General features: G+C 63.0%; 12 protein-coding genes. 4 read left to right on the top strand and 8 right to left on the bottom strand.

Features of this window, described 5'->3' with window-relative positions; genetic code table 11:
• Positions 1 to 8 precede the first annotated feature (8 nt).
• Positions 9 to 713, top strand: coding sequence for a phosphatase PAP2 family protein (locus J3A64_RS18385; protein WP_210065260.1), 705 nt, complete (start codon positions 9 to 11; stop codon positions 711 to 713).
• Here the strand turns inward: J3A64_RS18385 and J3A64_RS18380 are convergent.
• From J3A64_RS18380 to J3A64_RS18370, 3 genes are all read right to left on the bottom strand, one after another.
• Complete coding sequence (locus tag J3A64_RS18380; protein WP_210065258.1) at positions 658 to 1,845, bottom strand: MFS transporter; 1,188 nt, start codon at positions 1,843 to 1,845, stop codon at positions 658 to 660. The two genes, J3A64_RS18385 and J3A64_RS18380, sit on opposite strands and share 56 nt — an antisense overlap.
• Positions 1,842 to 2,609: a DeoR/GlpR family DNA-binding transcription regulator gene (locus J3A64_RS18375; RefSeq protein WP_210065256.1), complete on the bottom strand. Its 768-nt coding sequence runs from the start codon at positions 2,607 to 2,609 to the stop codon at positions 1,842 to 1,844. The genes J3A64_RS18380 and J3A64_RS18375 overlap by 4 nt, the downstream gene beginning before the upstream one ends.
• A gap of 155 nt (positions 2,610 to 2,764) precedes the next feature.
• On the bottom strand, positions 2,765 to 4,447 hold the full coding sequence (locus J3A64_RS18370) for an ABC-F family ATP-binding cassette domain-containing protein (RefSeq protein ID WP_210065255.1): 1,683 nt from the start codon (positions 4,445 to 4,447) through the stop codon (positions 2,765 to 2,767).
• A gap of 151 nt (positions 4,448 to 4,598) precedes the next feature.
• On the opposite strand from J3A64_RS18370, the gene J3A64_RS18365 reads away from it, so the two are divergent.
• A complete protein-coding gene (locus J3A64_RS18365; protein ID WP_210065252.1) occupies positions 4,599 to 6,158 on the top strand; it encodes a serine hydrolase in 1,560 nt (519 codons plus the stop codon).
• Here J3A64_RS18365 and J3A64_RS18360 read toward each other — a convergent pair.
• The 4 genes from J3A64_RS18360 to J3A64_RS18345 all read right to left on the bottom strand — a co-directional run bounded on the left by J3A64_RS18360 (position 6,142) and on the right by J3A64_RS18345 (position 14,159).
• Positions 6,142 to 8,139, bottom strand: a complete 1,998-nt coding sequence (locus tag J3A64_RS18360) for a penicillin-binding transpeptidase domain-containing protein (RefSeq protein ID WP_210065250.1) — start codon at positions 8,137 to 8,139, stop codon at positions 6,142 to 6,144. The two genes, J3A64_RS18365 and J3A64_RS18360, sit on opposite strands and share 17 nt — an antisense overlap.
• Before the next feature lie 113 nt (positions 8,140 to 8,252).
• Positions 8,253 to 12,101 (bottom strand): NPCBM/NEW2 domain-containing protein, encoded by a 3,849-nt coding sequence (locus tag J3A64_RS18355; protein ID WP_210065248.1) that lies wholly within the window; start codon positions 12,099 to 12,101, stop codon positions 8,253 to 8,255.
• A 124-nt stretch (positions 12,102 to 12,225) separates the two neighbouring features.
• On the bottom strand, positions 12,226 to 12,882 hold the full coding sequence (locus J3A64_RS18350; RefSeq protein ID WP_011776773.1) for a response regulator transcription factor: 657 nt from the start codon (positions 12,880 to 12,882) through the stop codon (positions 12,226 to 12,228).
• Positions 12,879 to 14,159, bottom strand: coding sequence for a sensor histidine kinase (locus J3A64_RS18345; RefSeq protein WP_210065246.1), 1,281 nt, complete (start codon positions 14,157 to 14,159; stop codon positions 12,879 to 12,881). The genes J3A64_RS18350 and J3A64_RS18345 overlap by 4 nt, the downstream gene beginning before the upstream one ends.
• A 195-nt stretch (positions 14,160 to 14,354) precedes the next feature.
• On the opposite strand from J3A64_RS18345, the gene J3A64_RS18340 reads away from it, so the two are divergent.
• Positions 14,355 to 15,434 (top strand): ABC transporter permease, encoded by a 1,080-nt coding sequence (locus J3A64_RS18340; RefSeq protein ID WP_210065244.1) that lies wholly within the window; start codon positions 14,355 to 14,357, stop codon positions 15,432 to 15,434.
• A 24-nt stretch (positions 15,435 to 15,458) separates the two neighbouring features.
• The gene (locus J3A64_RS18335) at positions 15,459 to 16,157 is read left to right on the top strand and encodes an ABC transporter ATP-binding protein (protein ID WP_210065241.1); all 699 of its coding nucleotides are present in this window, start codon (positions 15,459 to 15,461) and stop codon (positions 16,155 to 16,157) included.
• Here the strand turns inward: J3A64_RS18335 and J3A64_RS18330 are convergent.
• A complete protein-coding gene (locus J3A64_RS18330) occupies positions 16,154 to 16,549 on the bottom strand; it encodes a helix-turn-helix domain-containing protein (RefSeq protein ID WP_011776777.1) in 396 nt (131 codons plus the stop codon). The genes J3A64_RS18335 and J3A64_RS18330 overlap by 4 nt on opposite strands.
• Positions 16,550 to 16,561 lie beyond the last annotated feature (12 nt).

Here is a 16,561-nt window from a genome sequence, read left to right as displayed (position 1 = left end):
ATGAATGGATGATTCGTGTACTCCGTCCTCGTCAACGGCCCGCCTGGCAGTTGGTCACGCCCGGAGTGCTCCTGCTGTGCGCTTTCGCAGTGCCGGGCATACTGGTGATGGCCGGGCAAGGCGAGCCGGCGTTCAACGGCGTGGACGTTACCTGGCAGGCCTACGCCTTCAGCCTGCACTCACCCTTCTGGGATGGCGTGAACGTTGTCCTCAACTGGGCCGGGTATGCGGGGATGCTGGTCTTCCACGTAGTGCTCGCGATCTCGCTCCTCATATGGCAACGACCTATGGCCGCGGTGTTCGCCGCCTCAAGCGGCATCGCCGTACTGGCACTGACGCAGCTCGCCAAAGCTGTGGTGGGTAGGGACAGGCCGGAAGGTGCCAAAGTGCTCACCGATACAGGCTCATACCCCTCGGGGCATGTATCAACCACCACGGCGTTCCTGATGGTGCTCGCCATCCTCATTGGTCGATCATGGATGGCACTGTTGGCCGTCTCCGGAATCCTCGCGATGATGATCAGCCGCACCTATCTGTCGGCCCATTGGTTGAGTGACGTCCTGGGCGGCGCCTGTCTGGCTGCCGGCATTGTCCTGCTGATGTGGTGGCGTTTACGCGATATATGCATCAAGGAGAATGATCGCGCGGACGGGCGGACTATTTGGGCGGCAAAGGCTTCGCGACGCCGGCAAGCAACAGAGCAAGCAAAATAGGCGCGCCAATGGCCAGCAAAGCCAGATGGATTCCGGTGTGGTCGCCGAGGTAGCCCAAGAGGGGCGGGCCGGCTAGGAACGCTATGTAACCGATGGTGGAAACCACAGACACCCGAGCCGCTGCATGCTTGGGGTCATCCGCTGCGGCCGACATTCCCATGGGGAAGGCCAACGCCGCGCCGATGCCCCACAGCGCCGCACCAAGGCCGGCCAGGATCACATTGCCGGCGAAGACGAACAATGCGAGGCCCACGGCGGCCGCGGCCATGCTTGCCCGGAGGACGTTCACTCGTCCAAACTTGTCGATTGCCTTGCCACCCAGGAACCGCATCACGGTCATGGCCAGGACAAAGAGCGCGAACAGCAATGCGCCAGTGGACTCCGAGGCGCCAAGCCCGTCCACTGCAGCCTTCGCGATCCAGTCGTTGCCCGCACCTTCGGTAAGGGTGGCACCCAGCACCACGACGCCGATGAGCAGCGTCCTGCCGTCCCTCCAAGCCGTGGGGCCCTTCTCAGCCGCCGCGCCGCCGTCGTGAATTTCTTCGACCTCGTGCGGCAGGAAGTACTTGGGGACCGTCAGCGCCAAGGTGACGGCGATGGCCGCGATGACCAACAGGTGCTCAGGCAAGCCGACACCCAGTTGGGAGAGGCCGGCACCGATCAGTGCGCCCAAGAACGCGCCACCGCTGAAGGCAGCGTGGAACTGCGGCATGATGGTGCGCTTGAGCCGGTGTTCGACGTCCGCGCCTTCAATGTTCTGCGCCACGTCCCACAGGCCGATACCGATGCCGAAGAAGAAGAGGGCAACGGCTGTGCCCGGAACGGACGCGGCCATCAGTGAGAAGGCAATGGCCGCGCCGGCAGCCCCCGCCACGATGCCGGCCACCCGGACCGTATTGGCTGTACCGATCCTGCCCACCACCCATCCGGCTGATGGAAGCGCCAGCAAGGACCCGACGGCGGTGCAGAGCAACAGAGTGCCCATCTGGCCGGACGTCAGGCTGAGTGCCTCGGTCACGGCGGGGATGCGGGCAGCCCAGCTGGCGAAGACCAAACCGTTCATGCCGAAGATCAGGAACGTCGCCACCGCAGCGGCGTTGACGTTGGTGGTGCTTCTGGTGTTGGTGGTCATGCAATCACAACTTCCACGGAGAGTTTGTTGAGCCGGGCAAGATCTTCGGGGGATGGTTCCTGGTCTGTCACGATCACGGCAACGGTGTCCATGGCTGCAACCAGTGCTACTGCGGTGGCATTCCACTTGCTTTTTGAGGCAGCCACAATCACCCTCGCCGCCGATTCCAGACCTGCGCGCTTAACGGCGGCGTCCTCTAGGTCGTGCGCCAGAAGGCCGTCCTTGAGGTTGAGGGCGCAGGGGGTTACGACGGCGGTGTCGAACCTCAGTGAGCGAACGTTGGATTCGGTCATGGGTCCCCTGAACGACTGTTCCCCGGGGGTGAGGCGACCCCCGGGGAGTATGAGCTCCGGTGCGTGGCCATCCTTGTTGCGCGTCAGCGCCTCCACCCCGTGCAAGGACATGGGCATCACCGTGAGTGCCCGGTGGCTCAGGCGGCGTGCGATCTCCGTGGCCGTGGAACCGCTATCCAGCCACACGTGCTCGCGGTCCTTGATCAGTGGATCTACGGCTTGGGCTATGCGGACCTTTGCCTCGTGGTCCTCAAGTTCGCGCTGTCCGTAGCCGGGATTGTCTCCCCGTGCCAGCAAGCTGCGGGCACCACCATGGACGCGCTTGAGAACTCCGTTTGCTGCGAGGATTTCGAGGTCTCGACGGATGGTGGCCCCGGAGGCTCCCGTAGCTTGGGCGAGCTCGTCCACTGTGGCTTCTTCGCGTGTACGCAGCAGCTCGCCAATGAGCCGGTGGCGGTCAGCAGTTCCCATGCTTCAACCTTAGCAAGAATTGCTCATTTAATCACTATAAGTGATCATTTGCGCATCCAACGCTCTCTCGCATCCCATGGCTTAAAGGGACACGCTCTTGCAGCAACTGCAAGAGCGTCGGCCAGAAAGGGCTGTTATGTGAGAGAGCGTCGGAACTACCGGGCGCGCTCCACCCGCTTCTCGTCCCACACGGGTTCCTCGGATTCGTAGACCTTGCCGTCGGAGCCGAAAATCAGGAACCGGTCAAAGGACTTGGCGAACCACCGGTCGTGTGTGACAGCCAGGACAGTGCCCTCGAAAGCATCGATTGCTCGTTCCAAAGCCTCGCCCGAGTGCAGGTCCAAGTTGTCCGTGGGCTCGTCGAGCAGCAACAGGGTGGCACCGGAAAGTTGCAGCAGCAGGATCTGGAAACGAGCCTGCTGGCCGCCGGACAAGGACTCATACTTCTGCTCGGACTGACCGGCCAAGCCGTACGAATCCAAGGCTCCAGCGGCAGCCTCACGAGGAAGGCCGGACCGGTGTTCGTCGCCGCGGTGCAGGATCTCCAACAAGGTACGGCCCAGAAGGTCAGGGCGCACATGCGTCTGCGCGAAGAATCCGGGCCTGATGCGGGCGCCGAGCTTAACGGCCCCTTCGTGCGGCACTTCAGCGATCACGACGTCGGACACTGGCAGGTGCTCGCGTTCGGGGTCGGTGCCGCCGGTGGCAAGGAGGCGCAGGAAGTGGCTCTTACCGGAGCCGTTGGATCCCAGCACGCCAACGCGGTCGCCGAACCAGATCTCCGTGGAGAACGGCTTCATCAGTCCGGTCAGTTCGAGCTTCTCGGCTACAACGGCGCGCTTGGCAGTTCGCCCACCTTTGAGGCGCATCTTGACGTTCTGCTCGATCGGCAGGGCCTCGGGCGGCCCAGCTTCCAGGAACTTGGCAAGGCGGGTCTGCGCTGCCTGGTACCTGTTGGCCATGTCGGAACGGAAGGCTGCCTTGTTCTTGTACATGTTGACGAGTTCCTTGAGCTTTACGTGCTCCTCGTCCCAGCGCTTGCGGAGTTCCTCGAACCTGGCGTTGCGGTCGGCGCGTGCCTCCACGTATGAGCCGAAGCCTCCGCCGTGGATCCATGCCCCGGCACCGTTGATGCCGGGTTCAAGCGTAACGATGCGGCCGGCCGCGTTGTTGAGCAGCTCGCGGTCGTGGCTAATGAACAGCACGGTCTTCTTGGACTCGTTGAGCTTCCCCTCGAGCCAGCGCTTGCCGGGCACGTCAAGGTAGTTGTCCGGCTCGTCGAGGAGCAGGAGCTCATCCGGACCGGCAAACAGGGCCTCGAGCACCAGGCGCTTCTGCTCGCCACCGGACAACGTCGAGGCGCGGCGGAACTGTGCCTTGTCGAAGGAAATTCCGAGTGCTGCCATGCAGACTTCGTCCCAGACGGTTTCGACGTCGTACCCGCCGGCATCTCCCCAGTCCACAATTGCCTGGGCGTACTTCATCTGGGTGGGCTCGTCGTCGTGCTCCATCATGGCGAGCTCGGCGTGCTCCACGGCCTTGGCAGCGGCGGCGAGGCCGGCCTGTGCCGTGGAAACCAGGAGGTCGCGGACGGTTGATTCGTCGCGGACCTGGCCGACGAACTGGCGCATGATGCCCATGTTTCCGGAACGGCCCACAACGCCTTCGTCCGGCGTGAGATCCCCGGAGATGATTTTGAACAGGGTGGTCTTGCCCGTGCCATTGGGGCCGATGAGCGCCGTCTTGGTGCCATCGGGGACCTTGAAAGTCACCCCGTTGAGCAGCTGGGTGCCGTCGGAGAGGAAGTAGTCGATGCCGGAAACGTCAATATGGGCCACGTTTCAATCCTCCCACGGCGGCGGATTGGCGCTCGACGGCGGCACTAGGCGTGGGTGCGTGGGCTGACTTCGCGCGCGGTTGGCGGAGCATTGTTTTCCACGTCCCCCCGCCTTACCGTGAAAGGACGGTCAGCCGAAGTGCAGGTGCGGCATGCGGGTTTCTCGATGGTCATCGCGCGGCTTAGTGTCGTGTGTCCTTGCCGCCGCCGTTCTGGGAGGTTCCACTACTCCGGCTCCGGACAATGCCGTCATCGCAGGGTCAGCCTACGGGGAGTTGGACGCCTTCCTGCAAGACCAGCTCGGCACCCTAGGGATTCCCGGCGCCGCTGTGGTGGTTGTCCAGCACGGTGTGCAGGTGCATTCTGCTGCGTTTGGCCGTGCTGACGATTCGGGAAGGCCCATGACGGTCCGCACGCCCCTGCTCTTGGCTTCCACCAGTAAGTCACTGACGGCAATCGCCGTGATGCAGCAAGTTGAGGCTGGTCGGCTGGAATTGGATGAACCTGTGCGGACGTACTTGCCGTGGTTTGCGTTGAAGGACAGCCGCGCATCCGGAATTTCCGTCCGCCACTTGCTCCACCAAAGCAGCGGTATGTCATCAGCAGACACGGCGTTTGAAGGCAGCGACGCGCAAGGCCCGGAAGCCCTTGAAGATGGTGTGCGTGCTTTGTCAGGCTCGCCTCTGGCCAGGTCACCCGGGGAAGCTTTCGGGTATGCCAACGCGAACTACAACATTCTTGGTCTCCTGGTGCAGACAGTCTCGGGCCAACCTTTCGGCGATTACATGAGGCAGCACATCTTTGAACCCTTGAACATGACCCACAGCCATCCGACGCAAGCGGCTGCCCGCGCAGACAACGTGGCTGCCGGGTATTCCTTGTGGTTCGGCTCATTTTGGCGGCAGACGGATGTTCCTGCGCCCTCCACCGGTATGCCGTCCACCACTATGTACTCCTCCGCCGAGGACTTGGGTCACGAGCTAACAGCACTGCTGGGGCAAGGGCGGTACGGCGACGCCCGCATCCTCCAGCCGCACAGCGTGATCGCGATGTTCGAGCCTGGCGTGCAGGTAGACGGCTCCAAGGGGTACGGCATGGGATGGTTCACCCGCCCACTTGTGGAGTCCGCGGATCCAGCCAAGCAACCACAGGATTCAGAGTTGCCGCTACTGCTGGAACACCAGGGCGAATGGGGCAACTCGCACACCTACTTGGCAATGATTCCCGATTCCGGTATCGGTATCGCGTTGGTCATCAACGCCAATGACACGTCCGCGCCCTCGCGGCTCAAAGTCATTGATGGCAATGTCCTGCGGATTCTCCACGGACAGTCACCCGTACCCACGATGGTGCAAGAAGACTGGCTGCAGCGCTACAGCTGGGCGGTCGCGCTGGGACTGCTTCTCGCGGAGCTGCTCAGTTTGTGGCTTTCACTCTCTGTCCTGCTTCGGGACCGCGGAAGGTCCCGGACGTGGAAGCCACCCACCCTGGCCGTCAGCGCCCTCCTCCTTGATGCGTTCGCGCTATGGCTGTGCTTCCTTTACGCACCCGCGAGGTTCGACACCAATGTGGCCGTCATCATCCGCCAGTTTCCCGACGTCGGGATTTCCTTGGTACCTGTCCTGGTTTTGGCTGTCCTTTGGCCTATCCCACGAACGGCCTTGCTTCTCTGGAGGGCGCGGACGCCTTCCAAAGTCAGCCAGCCGCGGTAAGGAATGACTTCAGCAGGGGCCCGCTGGTGGTGGCACCCAGGCCGCCTTCTTCCACGAACACGGCAACTGCCAGGTCCCCGTGCGTCGCGACGATCCACGCGTGCGTCTTAGGTGGGTTGTCGTTGCCGAACTCTGCGGTACCGGTCTTCGCTCCTACCGGCGTCCCGGGCACTTCGGCCAGGAATCCTGCGTGGCCGGAGGTCACGACAGCCCGCATCATGTCGGACAGGGCAGCAGCTTCTTCCTTGGTGATCGGCTTGGTGGACGCCGGTGATACGGGAACGGCACTTACTGAAGCGGACGACGGCGACGCGGTGCCGCCTTCTGTGGGCGTGGCGCCGGCGCTGGGGTCCTGGCCCGTGTCCGGGTTCTGGGCGGCGTCGGCGTTCAGCACGAGCTGCGGAGAAACAGGAGCGCCGTTAGCAACGGAAGCTGCCATGACTGCGGCCGAAAGCGGGGAAAAGAGCACCTTGCCCTGGCCAATCATGGAAGCGGCGTGCTCGGTGCCTTCCGCGGCACCGGGAACCGAACCCAGGAACGCGTCAGCACCCAGCTTGGGTGCTTCAACCGCTACGCCCAGAGCCTGGGCCGCGGATTCGAGTTGGTCTTGGCTGACGGAGTCGCGGGCGTTGATGAAGGCGGTGTTGCAGGAGTGCGCAAATGCGTCGCGCAAGGCCACCGAACCAAGTGAGCTCTCCGGGTAGCCCTCGGCATTCTTGAACGTCCGGCCGTCAACCGTGAGCGTGGATGGGCACTCAACCTTGGAATCAGGGGTTGCGCCGTTCCGGAACATCGCCAGGGAATCAACGATCTTGAACGTGGAGCCCGGTGCGTACTGGCCCAGCAGTGCCGTGTTGTAGCCGTTGCTTCCGGGTCCGGACGCTGCAGCAAGGACAGCTCCGGTTGATGGTTTAAGGGCAACAATGGCCGACGCCGGCCCAACACCGGCCAAGGTCTCTTCGGCCAACTGCTGGAGTTTCAGGTCAAGCGTGGTCTTGAGCGTAGTGCCAGGGGCTGGGAGCGACGAGAAGAACACTCTGGTGCCGGGCGTCTCGCCTTGAGACTTCACCTCAGGCGTGGCAACTACTTCCACGCCGTCTTTGCCGCGCAGCAAAGAGTCGTACTTCTGCTGCAGGCCGCCGGTACCCGTGGTGTCTCCAGCACGCAGCGCACCGTTGGAGTTCTCAATTTGTTCGGCGCTGGCTTGGCCAACACTGCCCAGCAATGCCCGCGCAAAAGTGCGGGTTGGTGCCAAAGCCATGGAGTCGAGGATGCTCGAACCGCCGGGAATGGCCTCAATTTTCGCTTCAGTGATCTCCGCCGTGTACGCGCGGAGGACGAGGCCTTCCACGAAAGCCTGCGGACCTGACGCAGCAACCTGCTTGGCGTACTCTTCTGCGTCCAGCCCGAGGAGTGCAGCCATGGCACGTGCTGAGGCGTCGGCTTGCTCTGCGGGGACCTTGGTTTTGTCGATGCCAACACGGAAGACGGGACGGTCCTCAACGATCGGGGCATCTCCTGCACCCAGGATCTGGCCGCGCTGGGCGGGAACTGTCTTGACGGAAAGGGTCTCACCCTCAGAGAGTTCCGGAGCAAGGAGGGCCGGTGTCCATTGGACAGCCCATTTGTCGCCGGACTTCTTCAGCGTGGCCTCGGAGCTGTACTCCCACTTGGCCGAGCCGATGTTCCAGCTGTAGTTCAGGGGGAAAGTTGCGGTGTCGCCGTCGAGTTTGACGTCACCGGATGCCACCGACGGCTTGGCCTCGAGTCCCTCAAAAACCGCCTTGAGCTGATCGTTGGCCGCGGCAGCGTCCTTACCCTCAACGGCGAGCGAGCCGACGTCGAGCGCTGACAATGAGGAGGCGAGCTGCTTGGCTGCTCCCTCCGCACCGGTGCGGCCGTCATCGCAGGCAGTCAGCGAACCAGCCATCACCAGCGATACGAGACCAAGGACAAGACCGTGTTTTCTCAATTTCCCCATTTGCGACATTATGCCCGGTTCCACTGACAGTTTCTTGTGGTGCCCGTTAAACGGACAGCCGCCGCCCGCCACCCAGGCTGGAGTTGGCGAGCGACGGCGATCTTCACGTCAGGTTACGAAGCACAAGTGAACTTGGCATCACCCCACACACCATGTGCCCCGTTGATGGATCCGGAGGGGTCCACCACCAATTCCACATAGGCGGCGCCGGTGAGGTCAACGACCACGGCCTCCGGCGCGAATCCCGGAGTGTACGTGCGCGACTGGTACTTGTTCACGCCGTCGGTGTTGACCTTGAAGATGATGTTGCCGCCGAAACCGCTCTCAAGGCCCACTTGGGAGGTGAACGAGGTGCATTTGCCGCCCAAGTAATAGGTGATCTTGGACGCCGCGTGCACACCCAGACCTTTGCTGAACACAGGCTGCTGACCGGTTGCGGGGTCCGTGTAGTTGATGGCCAACGGCTTGTCCGGGGACGACGCCGAGTCCTTGTTCGCCACGTTCTTGCCAATCACGCCGTAGCCGTTCAAAGCCTGCACCCACGGCGTTTCCGAGGCATATACGGAGCCAACCGGTACGTCCGGCAGCGGCTGCGATGTCACTTTCCAGTCGAAGAACTTCACTCGGGTGTCGGTGGGCAGGGTGACGGATGCCAACTCTTTGGTGGGGTTGAGCCGGACCGTGTTGGAGAACGCCTGGTACTTGTATTGCGTGTACTCCGGCGAGGGCCCGTTGGCGTTGTTGCGGCCCTGCTCTGACACTGCGAGCACCGCGCCGTTAAGAACCGACGGCTGCAGCCAGTTGGGGAAGAAGATGGACTGATTTTCCATGCTTCCATCGGCATATGTCAGTGTCAGGGTGGGGCTGGTGCCATTGCCTACTGCAGCGGATCCAAGGACTGCCAAGTGCGTTCCCTTGCCCTTGACGGCAATGGTTTGCGCGGACAACGCCACCGAGTTGGGGACATCGGGTCCGACGGCCGGCCACGTGTAGTCAACCTGCGTCGGTTTTCCGGCGTCCACTGTCACCGTGCTGCCCGGCCGGACTCCGCCGGCAGGAACCGTGGCGGCGGCCAGCTGCTCGGCAGCGAAGGTGGCCCCGCCGCCGTCGAAGTTTCCAAGCGCCTTACCTGCCACCGTGGTGACCGAAACGGTGTTGTACGCCGCGGCCAGAGAACCAAAGGCTACGTAGATCTGGTTGCCGCCGGTCACCGATTGGTTCGCGTCCGAAGCAACGTACGACGCCGAGACCCGCACAGTCTGTTGGCCCGCCTTTGCGCTGGAGCCGGGTTTGATGACGAACGTTGCGGTGGTGGTCGCACCGCCGTCGACCTTCGCCGCGGTTGCGCCGGAAGAAGACACCACAGTCCAGCCCTCAGGCAGGATCGGGGTCAGGACGACGTTGGTCTTGGCTTTGGTTCCGGTGTTCACGAACGCCGCCGTGACCGTGGTTTCCTGATCCTGGAAAACCTGCTGGCCGGTTGTCACGCGAACCTCAGCTGCAACGTCCTCCTGGCTCTTGCCGCCCAATGGACCGGCTTGCTGGAGCTGGACAGTGGCGGACTGGTTGGAGGCGATGGAGCCCGTCTTCACCCAGATGGTGCCGTTGTTGGCCTCATCGAAGTACCAGCCGGTGGTTGCCGCGGCGTAGGCTGCCTGCGTGGAGTGCTGGGCCAGCTTGGTGCCGCCAATCTTCACGTCCTTGGGCGCTGCGCCGGCGTGGACTTTCAATTCATAGGGACGTGCCGCCGCCTTGCCGGTGTACTCACCCTTCCGCTCACCGATGGACACCTTGACGCTGCTGTTGCCTGTGCCTGGGGCATCCACGGAGAAGAGCTGGCTGGAGGACTTGCCATCCTTGAATTCGCGGGTCACCTTATCGTCCTCGTACAAAGTAAAGGTGTCCTGGCCCTTGGCGTAGACGTCCAAGGTGATCATGGAATCTTCCGGAACCAACGAGGCGTTGCGGGCCACGATGCCTTGCGGGATCACCGCACCGGCACGAACGAAGACCGGCAGCTTGTCCAGCGGTGCGTTGTAACCGTTGAGGATCTGGCCGCCCTGGTAGAGCTTGCCGGTCCAGTAATCCACCCACTGCTGGCCTGCGGGGAGGAAGATGCCATTGCGGACATCGGTCTGGGTGAAGACCGGGGCCACAAGGAAATCGGAACCGAGCATGAACTGGTTGTTCGCCTCGGCACCGTAGGACCATTCCTGGTCAGGGAACTCAAGGGCCATGGAACGCATCATGGAAACCCCGCTTGTGGATGACTCCTGAGCCAGCGTGTAAATGAAGGGCATGAGCTGCTGGCGGAGCTGGAGGTACTGGCGGTTGATGGCAGTCGCCTCGTCGCCGTAGAGCCACGGACGCTTGTCCGTCGCAGCCCAGCCGGACATGGAGTAGAGCGCCGGGGCGAAAGCCTTCCACTGGAGGTCGCGAACGTACGACTCAGCAGAGCCGCCGAAGATGCCGTCAACGTCACCGGTGGTGAACGCCAAACCTGAGTTGCCGGCGCCGGTGAGGGCCGAGACCTGCCAGCGGACGGCGTCGAGGTTTCCTGAATGGTCGCCCGTCCACTGCATGCCACAGCGCTGGGAGCCGGCCCAGCCTTCAACCATCAGCGAGGTGCCGCGGGCATTTGAGTACTGTTCGATGCCTCCGTGCGCCGCTTCGCAACCGGTGAGCGCTTGGCGGTAGCCCTGGCCCACCCACGCGACGTCCAGCTTGCGGAGCCGGACACCGGCCTCGCCCACTTCGTATTCCTGGTTGGTCAACGAGCGCTGCGTCCACAGGCCAACTTTGAGGTCGGTTTCTTCCTCGATGTTGCTCACGGTTTCCGGAAGTTGCTGGTACTCGCAGCCGTAGCCGTCATTGACCAGCATCCAGCCGGCGGGCATGTCGTTCTCAACGAACTTCCGCGCGGTCTTGATGGCGTCGGGGGTCTTCTGCTTGGCGCCGTCGGGATCGCCGTAACCGGAGGAGGAGTAGCCCGGGTTGGAGCGGTTGTAGCAGTCAGCATCGCCGTACTCCAAAGCGTAGACCGGGGGCATCATCGGCTTGCCGGTCAGCGTGGTGTAGGCGCCCAGGGACTGCTTGTAGTCACCCACGAAGTAGTAGGCGTCAAAACGCTTTTCCTCATGCGTAGTGGTGGGCTGGCCAGCGAAGTTGTAGGAGCCGCGGGCGAACGTGTCGCGGAGGACTCCGTAGCCCTTGGAGGACATGTAGTAGGGCACAGCGTTGGGGTAGCCGTCGTCGTCCCAGTCGAAGTTCTTGGCGATGTTGATCAGAGCGCCGGTGTGGACGGAGCGGCCGTTCTGCATGCCGCCACCGATGAACTGTTCGCCGTCCTGCTGGGCGAGGTGCTGTGTGGCCGAGTTGGCGCCGAAGGTGATGGGCGCGGACTCCTCCAGAACCAGCGAGCCGTCAGCCCTGAGGACGCGGAGTTGGGTTGTGGCCTTGCTGATCTCGACGCTGATCTTTGCGGTCTTCAAAACCAGCCAATCGCCATCCGTTACGGTGGGCGTGCTGCCGGGGAATTTGTCCTTGCCCACCACGATGTTGGCAGTCCTGGCAGGGTCGCCTTGGTCGGTGTTGGCCGGGTCGGTGAACTTTCCGCTGGGGTCAGCTTCCAAACGGAAGTTGCCGTCGTCCAGGAACGTGACCCTGATGGCGCCCTTTTCAGCGGAAAGGTCGACGACGTTTCCGGACTGGGTGAACCCGGTCACCGCTCCGAGGGGTACTCCGGCGGCATCGACTGGGACTTCGGGGGTGACGGTTTTGATGGATGCCGGGTCGCCGGGAGCGGCATTGGCGGCTGTGGCAAATGTGAGAGCGGGGATGGTTCCTGCGAGGAGTAGCGAGGCCAAGCCGAGGGAGGCGGCCTTCCTGGCTAACGAGCCTTTTCTGGAGTAGCCGGCGCTGTTGGGAGCAGCGCCGGATAAGCCCAAGGAGGGTGCGAACATGTGGGGCCAACTTTCGACGAGTGACTTTTTGTGATCTAACTCATAGCGAAACGTGCACTAATCGTCACTGCAAAAAAGGCAAAGGTCAACCGTTTCACCAAAATTGCCTATCCACCTAGGGGAGTCAGTGGCCGCGGATAATCCTGCGCTGCGTAGCGACGGCAATGGCTGCCGTACGGTTGTCCACCCCGAGCTTGGAGTAGATATGCACCAGGTGAGTCTTCACCGTGGCCTCGGATATGAAGAGTTGCTTGGCCATGGCGCGGTTGCTCATTCCCGTCGCCAAGAGCTCCAACAGTTGGACTTCCCGGCCGCTCAACGCCGGTGAGGGGTTCCGGATGCGTCCCATGAGGCGCGCCGCGACCTCGGGCGCCAGCGCGGTTTGCCCGGCCGCGGCGGACAGGACAGCCTGCCGAATCTGCTCCGGCGGCGCGTCCTTCAGCATGTAGCCGCTGGCGCCAGCCTCCACTGCGGCGAGGATATCGGCGTCGGTGTCGTAAGTCGTCAGAATCAACACGGGTGGCGGGGGATTACCGCCCTCGCCGGCCTTGATCTTCTCCGTGGCCGTCACACCGTCCATGCCGCTGCCCATTTGCAGATCCATGAGCACCAGGTCCACGGGCTCGCCCAAGGTATGCAGCTTGCTGAGTTCCACCAGCGCGGCATCACCCTCAGATGCCTCGGCAACCACGGTGACGCCTGGAAAGTCGGCGAGCATCGCACGGAGTCCGGCCCGGACCACGGGATGGTCGTCCACTAACAGCACCCGAATATCACTCACACAGCACCTTCATCCACCGGCAACGGCATCCGGACCGCAACCACTGTCCCTTCGCCCGGAGCCGACTCGATTTCCAGGCTGCCATCCAGCGCGGCAAGCCGCTCACGCAAGCTCTGAAGCCCGACGCCGGTGCCGTCGCCACGCGCTATACCTGCCGCCGTCGACGGTTCGAAACCTATGCCGTCGTCGAAAACATCCAACGTCACCTCCGCGCCCAGAAAGGACAGCGTCACGACGGCGGCCCGAGCGTGGGCATGCGCCCACACGTTCGCGAGGGAAGCCTGGGCCGCCCGGAGCAAGGTGGTCTGGTACGTATTCGGCAGCTCTACGGGCGCACCCACCAGCTCGAAGCGGCAGCGCAACGCGGAACCCCGGGCAGCAGCTTCCGTCTCCGTTTTTTCACAGAGTCGTCGGAGCGTGTCCACGAGTCCCGATTGCTCAAGATCCGGTGAACGCAAGCCGCGCACAAAGCTCCGCGCTTCGGCAAGGTTGGCCGATGCTGTGTCCTGAACGATTTTCAAGCTCTCCCTCGCCGTCTCCACATCGCTGCTCTCCAAGGCTTTCTCCGCGGACCTGCCCATCAGCACAATGCTTGAGAAGCCCTGAGCCAAGGTGTCGTGGATTTCCCGGGCGAGCCGTTCACGTTCAGCCAGCATTCCGGCGTCGTGCTGGGTTCGGGCAAGCTCGGCGCGTGTCCTGCGCAGCTCGTCGGCAACTGTGCGTTGGTTTTCGGCTTCCAGGAACAGTGCCCGGTAAGCCAGCCCTGTAACCACCGCAAAGACGGCCCCGAACACCGGTCCCAGGATCATCGAAAGCTGCAGGCCGCCGTCGGACGATCCCCGGCTGTGGAACCACAGCGTGCCCACCAGAAGGGCAGTACTCCCAGCAATCGCGGGTAACGCGAGTCCACGGGGGAGCAGGTGCAATTGCAGGAAGAAGAGCGGGAACGCCACCCATGCGAAGTCGCTGCTGACCAGGAGGAGGAGCAACCACAAGAGCATCACCGCGGCAAGCCACCAGCGTGCGTACTTTGAGGGGTTGAACCGCGAGGGGTCGCTTGAATGGCGCTTCTCCAGAACGGTTCCGGCGAGATAGACGGCAGCCAGCAGGGCGGAAAGCCCCAAACCGGCGGTCAGTGCCACCGGCGAGGGCGTCCCGGCGGTTCCCACGCCAGTCAGCAAACGAACGATTGCCACCAGCAGCAGGACCGCGAAACCGACATGCAGGCTCACGCGCAGCACGCGGAGGATTGTGGCGGCGCCAGCGGGAGACTGCATGCTTCCCAGCGTATCCCCGGCGTTGTGCAAACCGCCCCGGATTCAACGCTCCAGGGCGGGAATCAACCATTTGGATGATCGCCGGTTCAACCCCTCGACGCCAGCTAATCCACCCGGCTCCCGATGCTCCTTGGAGCCATCCCCGGAAGAGTTGATGGTGCCGGGACCAAGCCCGCATTGAATCGAAGGAATCCGATGTTTCTCGCCATCCGCGACATCCGTTTTGCCAAGGGCCGTTTTGCGCTCATGGGCGGCGTCGTTGCACTGATCACTCTGCTGCTCGTCATGCTTTCCGGGCTGACTGCGGGCTTGGGCAACCAGTCGACGTCGGCCATTGCGGCGCTGCCCGCTCAGCAGATTGTCTTTGGCGCCCCCGCCGGAAGTGAGGCCACGGCGTCGTACACAGAGTCCGAGGTTTCCACGGCACAGCTTGAGACCTGGCGGGAACAGCCGGGCGTGACTTCGGCGCAGGCACTCGGAATCAGCCAGACGCGCTTCCAGTCTTTGGGTGGGGGTGGCACTCCGAGCGGCACGGCGAATGCTGCAGTCTTTGGCGGCTCCTTGGCACCGTCTGCTGTGGAGGACGGAACCGTCATCGTGGGCGAAACTCTGGCCAAGGAGCTATCGCTGGAGGCCGGTAGCCTCGTCCGGGTTGGCGGGACGGACCTCAAGGTCTCGAACGTTGTGGAGGACCAGTGGTACTCCCACACCGGAGTGGTGTGGACGACGCTCGACACCTGGCGGACCATCGCGCACGCAGCACCCGGCACTGCCACTGTCCTCGCTGTAAAGCACGACGCCGGATCCACCGTTGACCTCGACGCAGCCAATACGGCGGCCGGCACGGTCAGCACCGATCCCGAGGGCTCTTTTCAGGCGCTGGGCTCGTACAAGAGTGAGAACGGATCACTCATGCTCATGCAGGCATTTCTTTACGGCATCTCAGCCTTGGTGATCGTCGCCTTCTTGACCGTCTGGACCGTGCAGCGCACACGTGACATCGCCGTGCTCAAAGCTTTGGGGGCATCGTCCGGCTACGTAGTGCGGGATGCCCTCGCCCAGGCGGCCCTGGTATTGCTGGTTGGCGCCTCAGTTGGCGGTCTTGTTGGTCTGGCGGGCGGTATCTTCGCGGCGCAGGCTGCACCTTTCCTGATCACGCCTATGACCACGCTGGCACCCATTGCAGGGATCATCCTCCTTGGCTTGGCTGGCGCGGTCCTGGCGGTCAGAAACGTGACCAAGGTGGATCCTCTGCTGGCCCTCGGCGGCAACTAATACATTCCTAGAAAGGCATATATCGTGACAACGCTGAACCTCGCCAACGTCTCCCTCGAATACCCCGACGGAGGCACTACGCTCAAGGCCCTCGATGCCGTCAACCTCAGCGTGCGCAGGGGTGAGTTTCTTTCATTGGTTGGTCCCTCCGGGTCCGGTAAGTCATCGCTGCTCGCCGTCGCCGCGACTCTGGTGAAACCCACTGCCGGGCTGGTCGTCATCGATGGGCAAGACGTCGCCTCGCTCAAGGAGGCCGAACGCACAGCCCTTCGCCGGGACAAGGTGGGCATCATCTTCCAGCAACCTAACCTGCTGCCGGCCCTGACCGCCGTCGAGCAGTTGCTGATTCGCGAGCATCTGCGGGGCAAGCGGGTGCGCGAAGAGCGGGGGAAGGCGGCGGAGATGCTGGACGTCGTCGGACTTTCCGGCGTGGCGCACAAGAGGCCCCACCAGTTGTCCGGCGGCCAACGTCAGAGGGTGAACATTGCGAGGGCTCTCATGGGCAGCCCCACAGTTCTTCTGGTTGATGAACCCACAGCCGCGCTCGACCACGAACGGAGCGAGTCGATCGTCCGGCTTCTGCGTCAGGTAACCGATGAGTTCCAGACGGCCACCGTGATGGTCACGCACGACACCGAGTTCCTACCGCTCACCGATGCAGTCGCCACAATGCGGGACGGACGAATCAGCCGCGCCCTGGTCCCGTCCGCGCAATCCAACTAGGGGGAGCCGAGGAGAGCTTCGTCCTGCGCTTCGTCATAGGCGTCGCGGGCTTCCAGGATGGTGGGCACGTGACTCTCGGCCCAGTGGCGCAACATTGTCAGCGGCTGCAGCAATGACTCACCCATCGCCGTGAGTTCATAGTCCACCCGCGGCGGCACTTGGGCATGGACGGTCCGAGTGATCAGCCCATCGCGCTCCAGGGCACGCAGGGTTTGCGTCAGCACCTTGGGAGTCACCACGCTCACCATTTTGCGTAGCTCCGAGAACCGCACCGGCCCGTTGCCCAGCACCTGAATCACCAAGGAAGCCCATTTGTCGCCAATGCGCTGAAAGATCACGCGAGACGGGCAATTGGGGTCCAGGATGTTGGCGGGCAAGTCTTTGGTATCCATGAGTATCAGTAT

The organism is Pseudarthrobacter sp. PvP004, from assembly GCF_017876035.1.
In the GTDB taxonomy this organism is placed as follows: Bacteria; Actinomycetota; Actinomycetes; order Actinomycetales; family Micrococcaceae; genus Arthrobacter; species Arthrobacter aurescens_A.
This window is presented reverse-complemented; position numbering and strand designations above follow the sequence as displayed.

Excerpts from the sequence above, each read along its gene's own strand:
- J3A64_RS18345 (WP_210065246.1), bottom strand. The coding sequence starts at position 14,159 with ATGCAGTCTCCCGCTGGCGCCGCCACAATCCTCCGCGTGCTGCGCGTG.
- J3A64_RS18385 (WP_210065260.1), top strand. The coding sequence starts at position 9 with ATGATTCGTGTACTCCGTCCTCGTCAACGGCCCGCCTGGCAGTTGGTC.
- J3A64_RS18360 (WP_210065250.1), bottom strand. The coding sequence starts at position 8,139 with ATGGGGAAATTGAGAAAACACGGTCTTGTCCTTGGTCTCGTATCGCTG.
- J3A64_RS18380 (WP_210065258.1), bottom strand. The coding sequence starts at position 1,845 with ATGACCACCAACACCAGAAGCACCACCAACGTCAACGCCGCTGCGGTG.
- J3A64_RS18340 (WP_210065244.1), top strand. The coding sequence starts at position 14,355 with ATGTTTCTCGCCATCCGCGACATCCGTTTTGCCAAGGGCCGTTTTGCG.
- J3A64_RS18365 (WP_210065252.1), top strand. The coding sequence starts at position 4,599 with ATGCGGGTTTCTCGATGGTCATCGCGCGGCTTAGTGTCGTGTGTCCTT.
- J3A64_RS18355 (WP_210065248.1), bottom strand. The coding sequence starts at position 12,101 with ATGTTCGCACCCTCCTTGGGCTTATCCGGCGCTGCTCCCAACAGCGCC.
- J3A64_RS18375 (WP_210065256.1), bottom strand. The coding sequence starts at position 2,609 with ATGGGAACTGCTGACCGCCACCGGCTCATTGGCGAGCTGCTGCGTACA.
- J3A64_RS18330 (WP_011776777.1), bottom strand. The coding sequence starts at position 16,549 with ATGGATACCAAAGACTTGCCCGCCAACATCCTGGACCCCAATTGCCCG.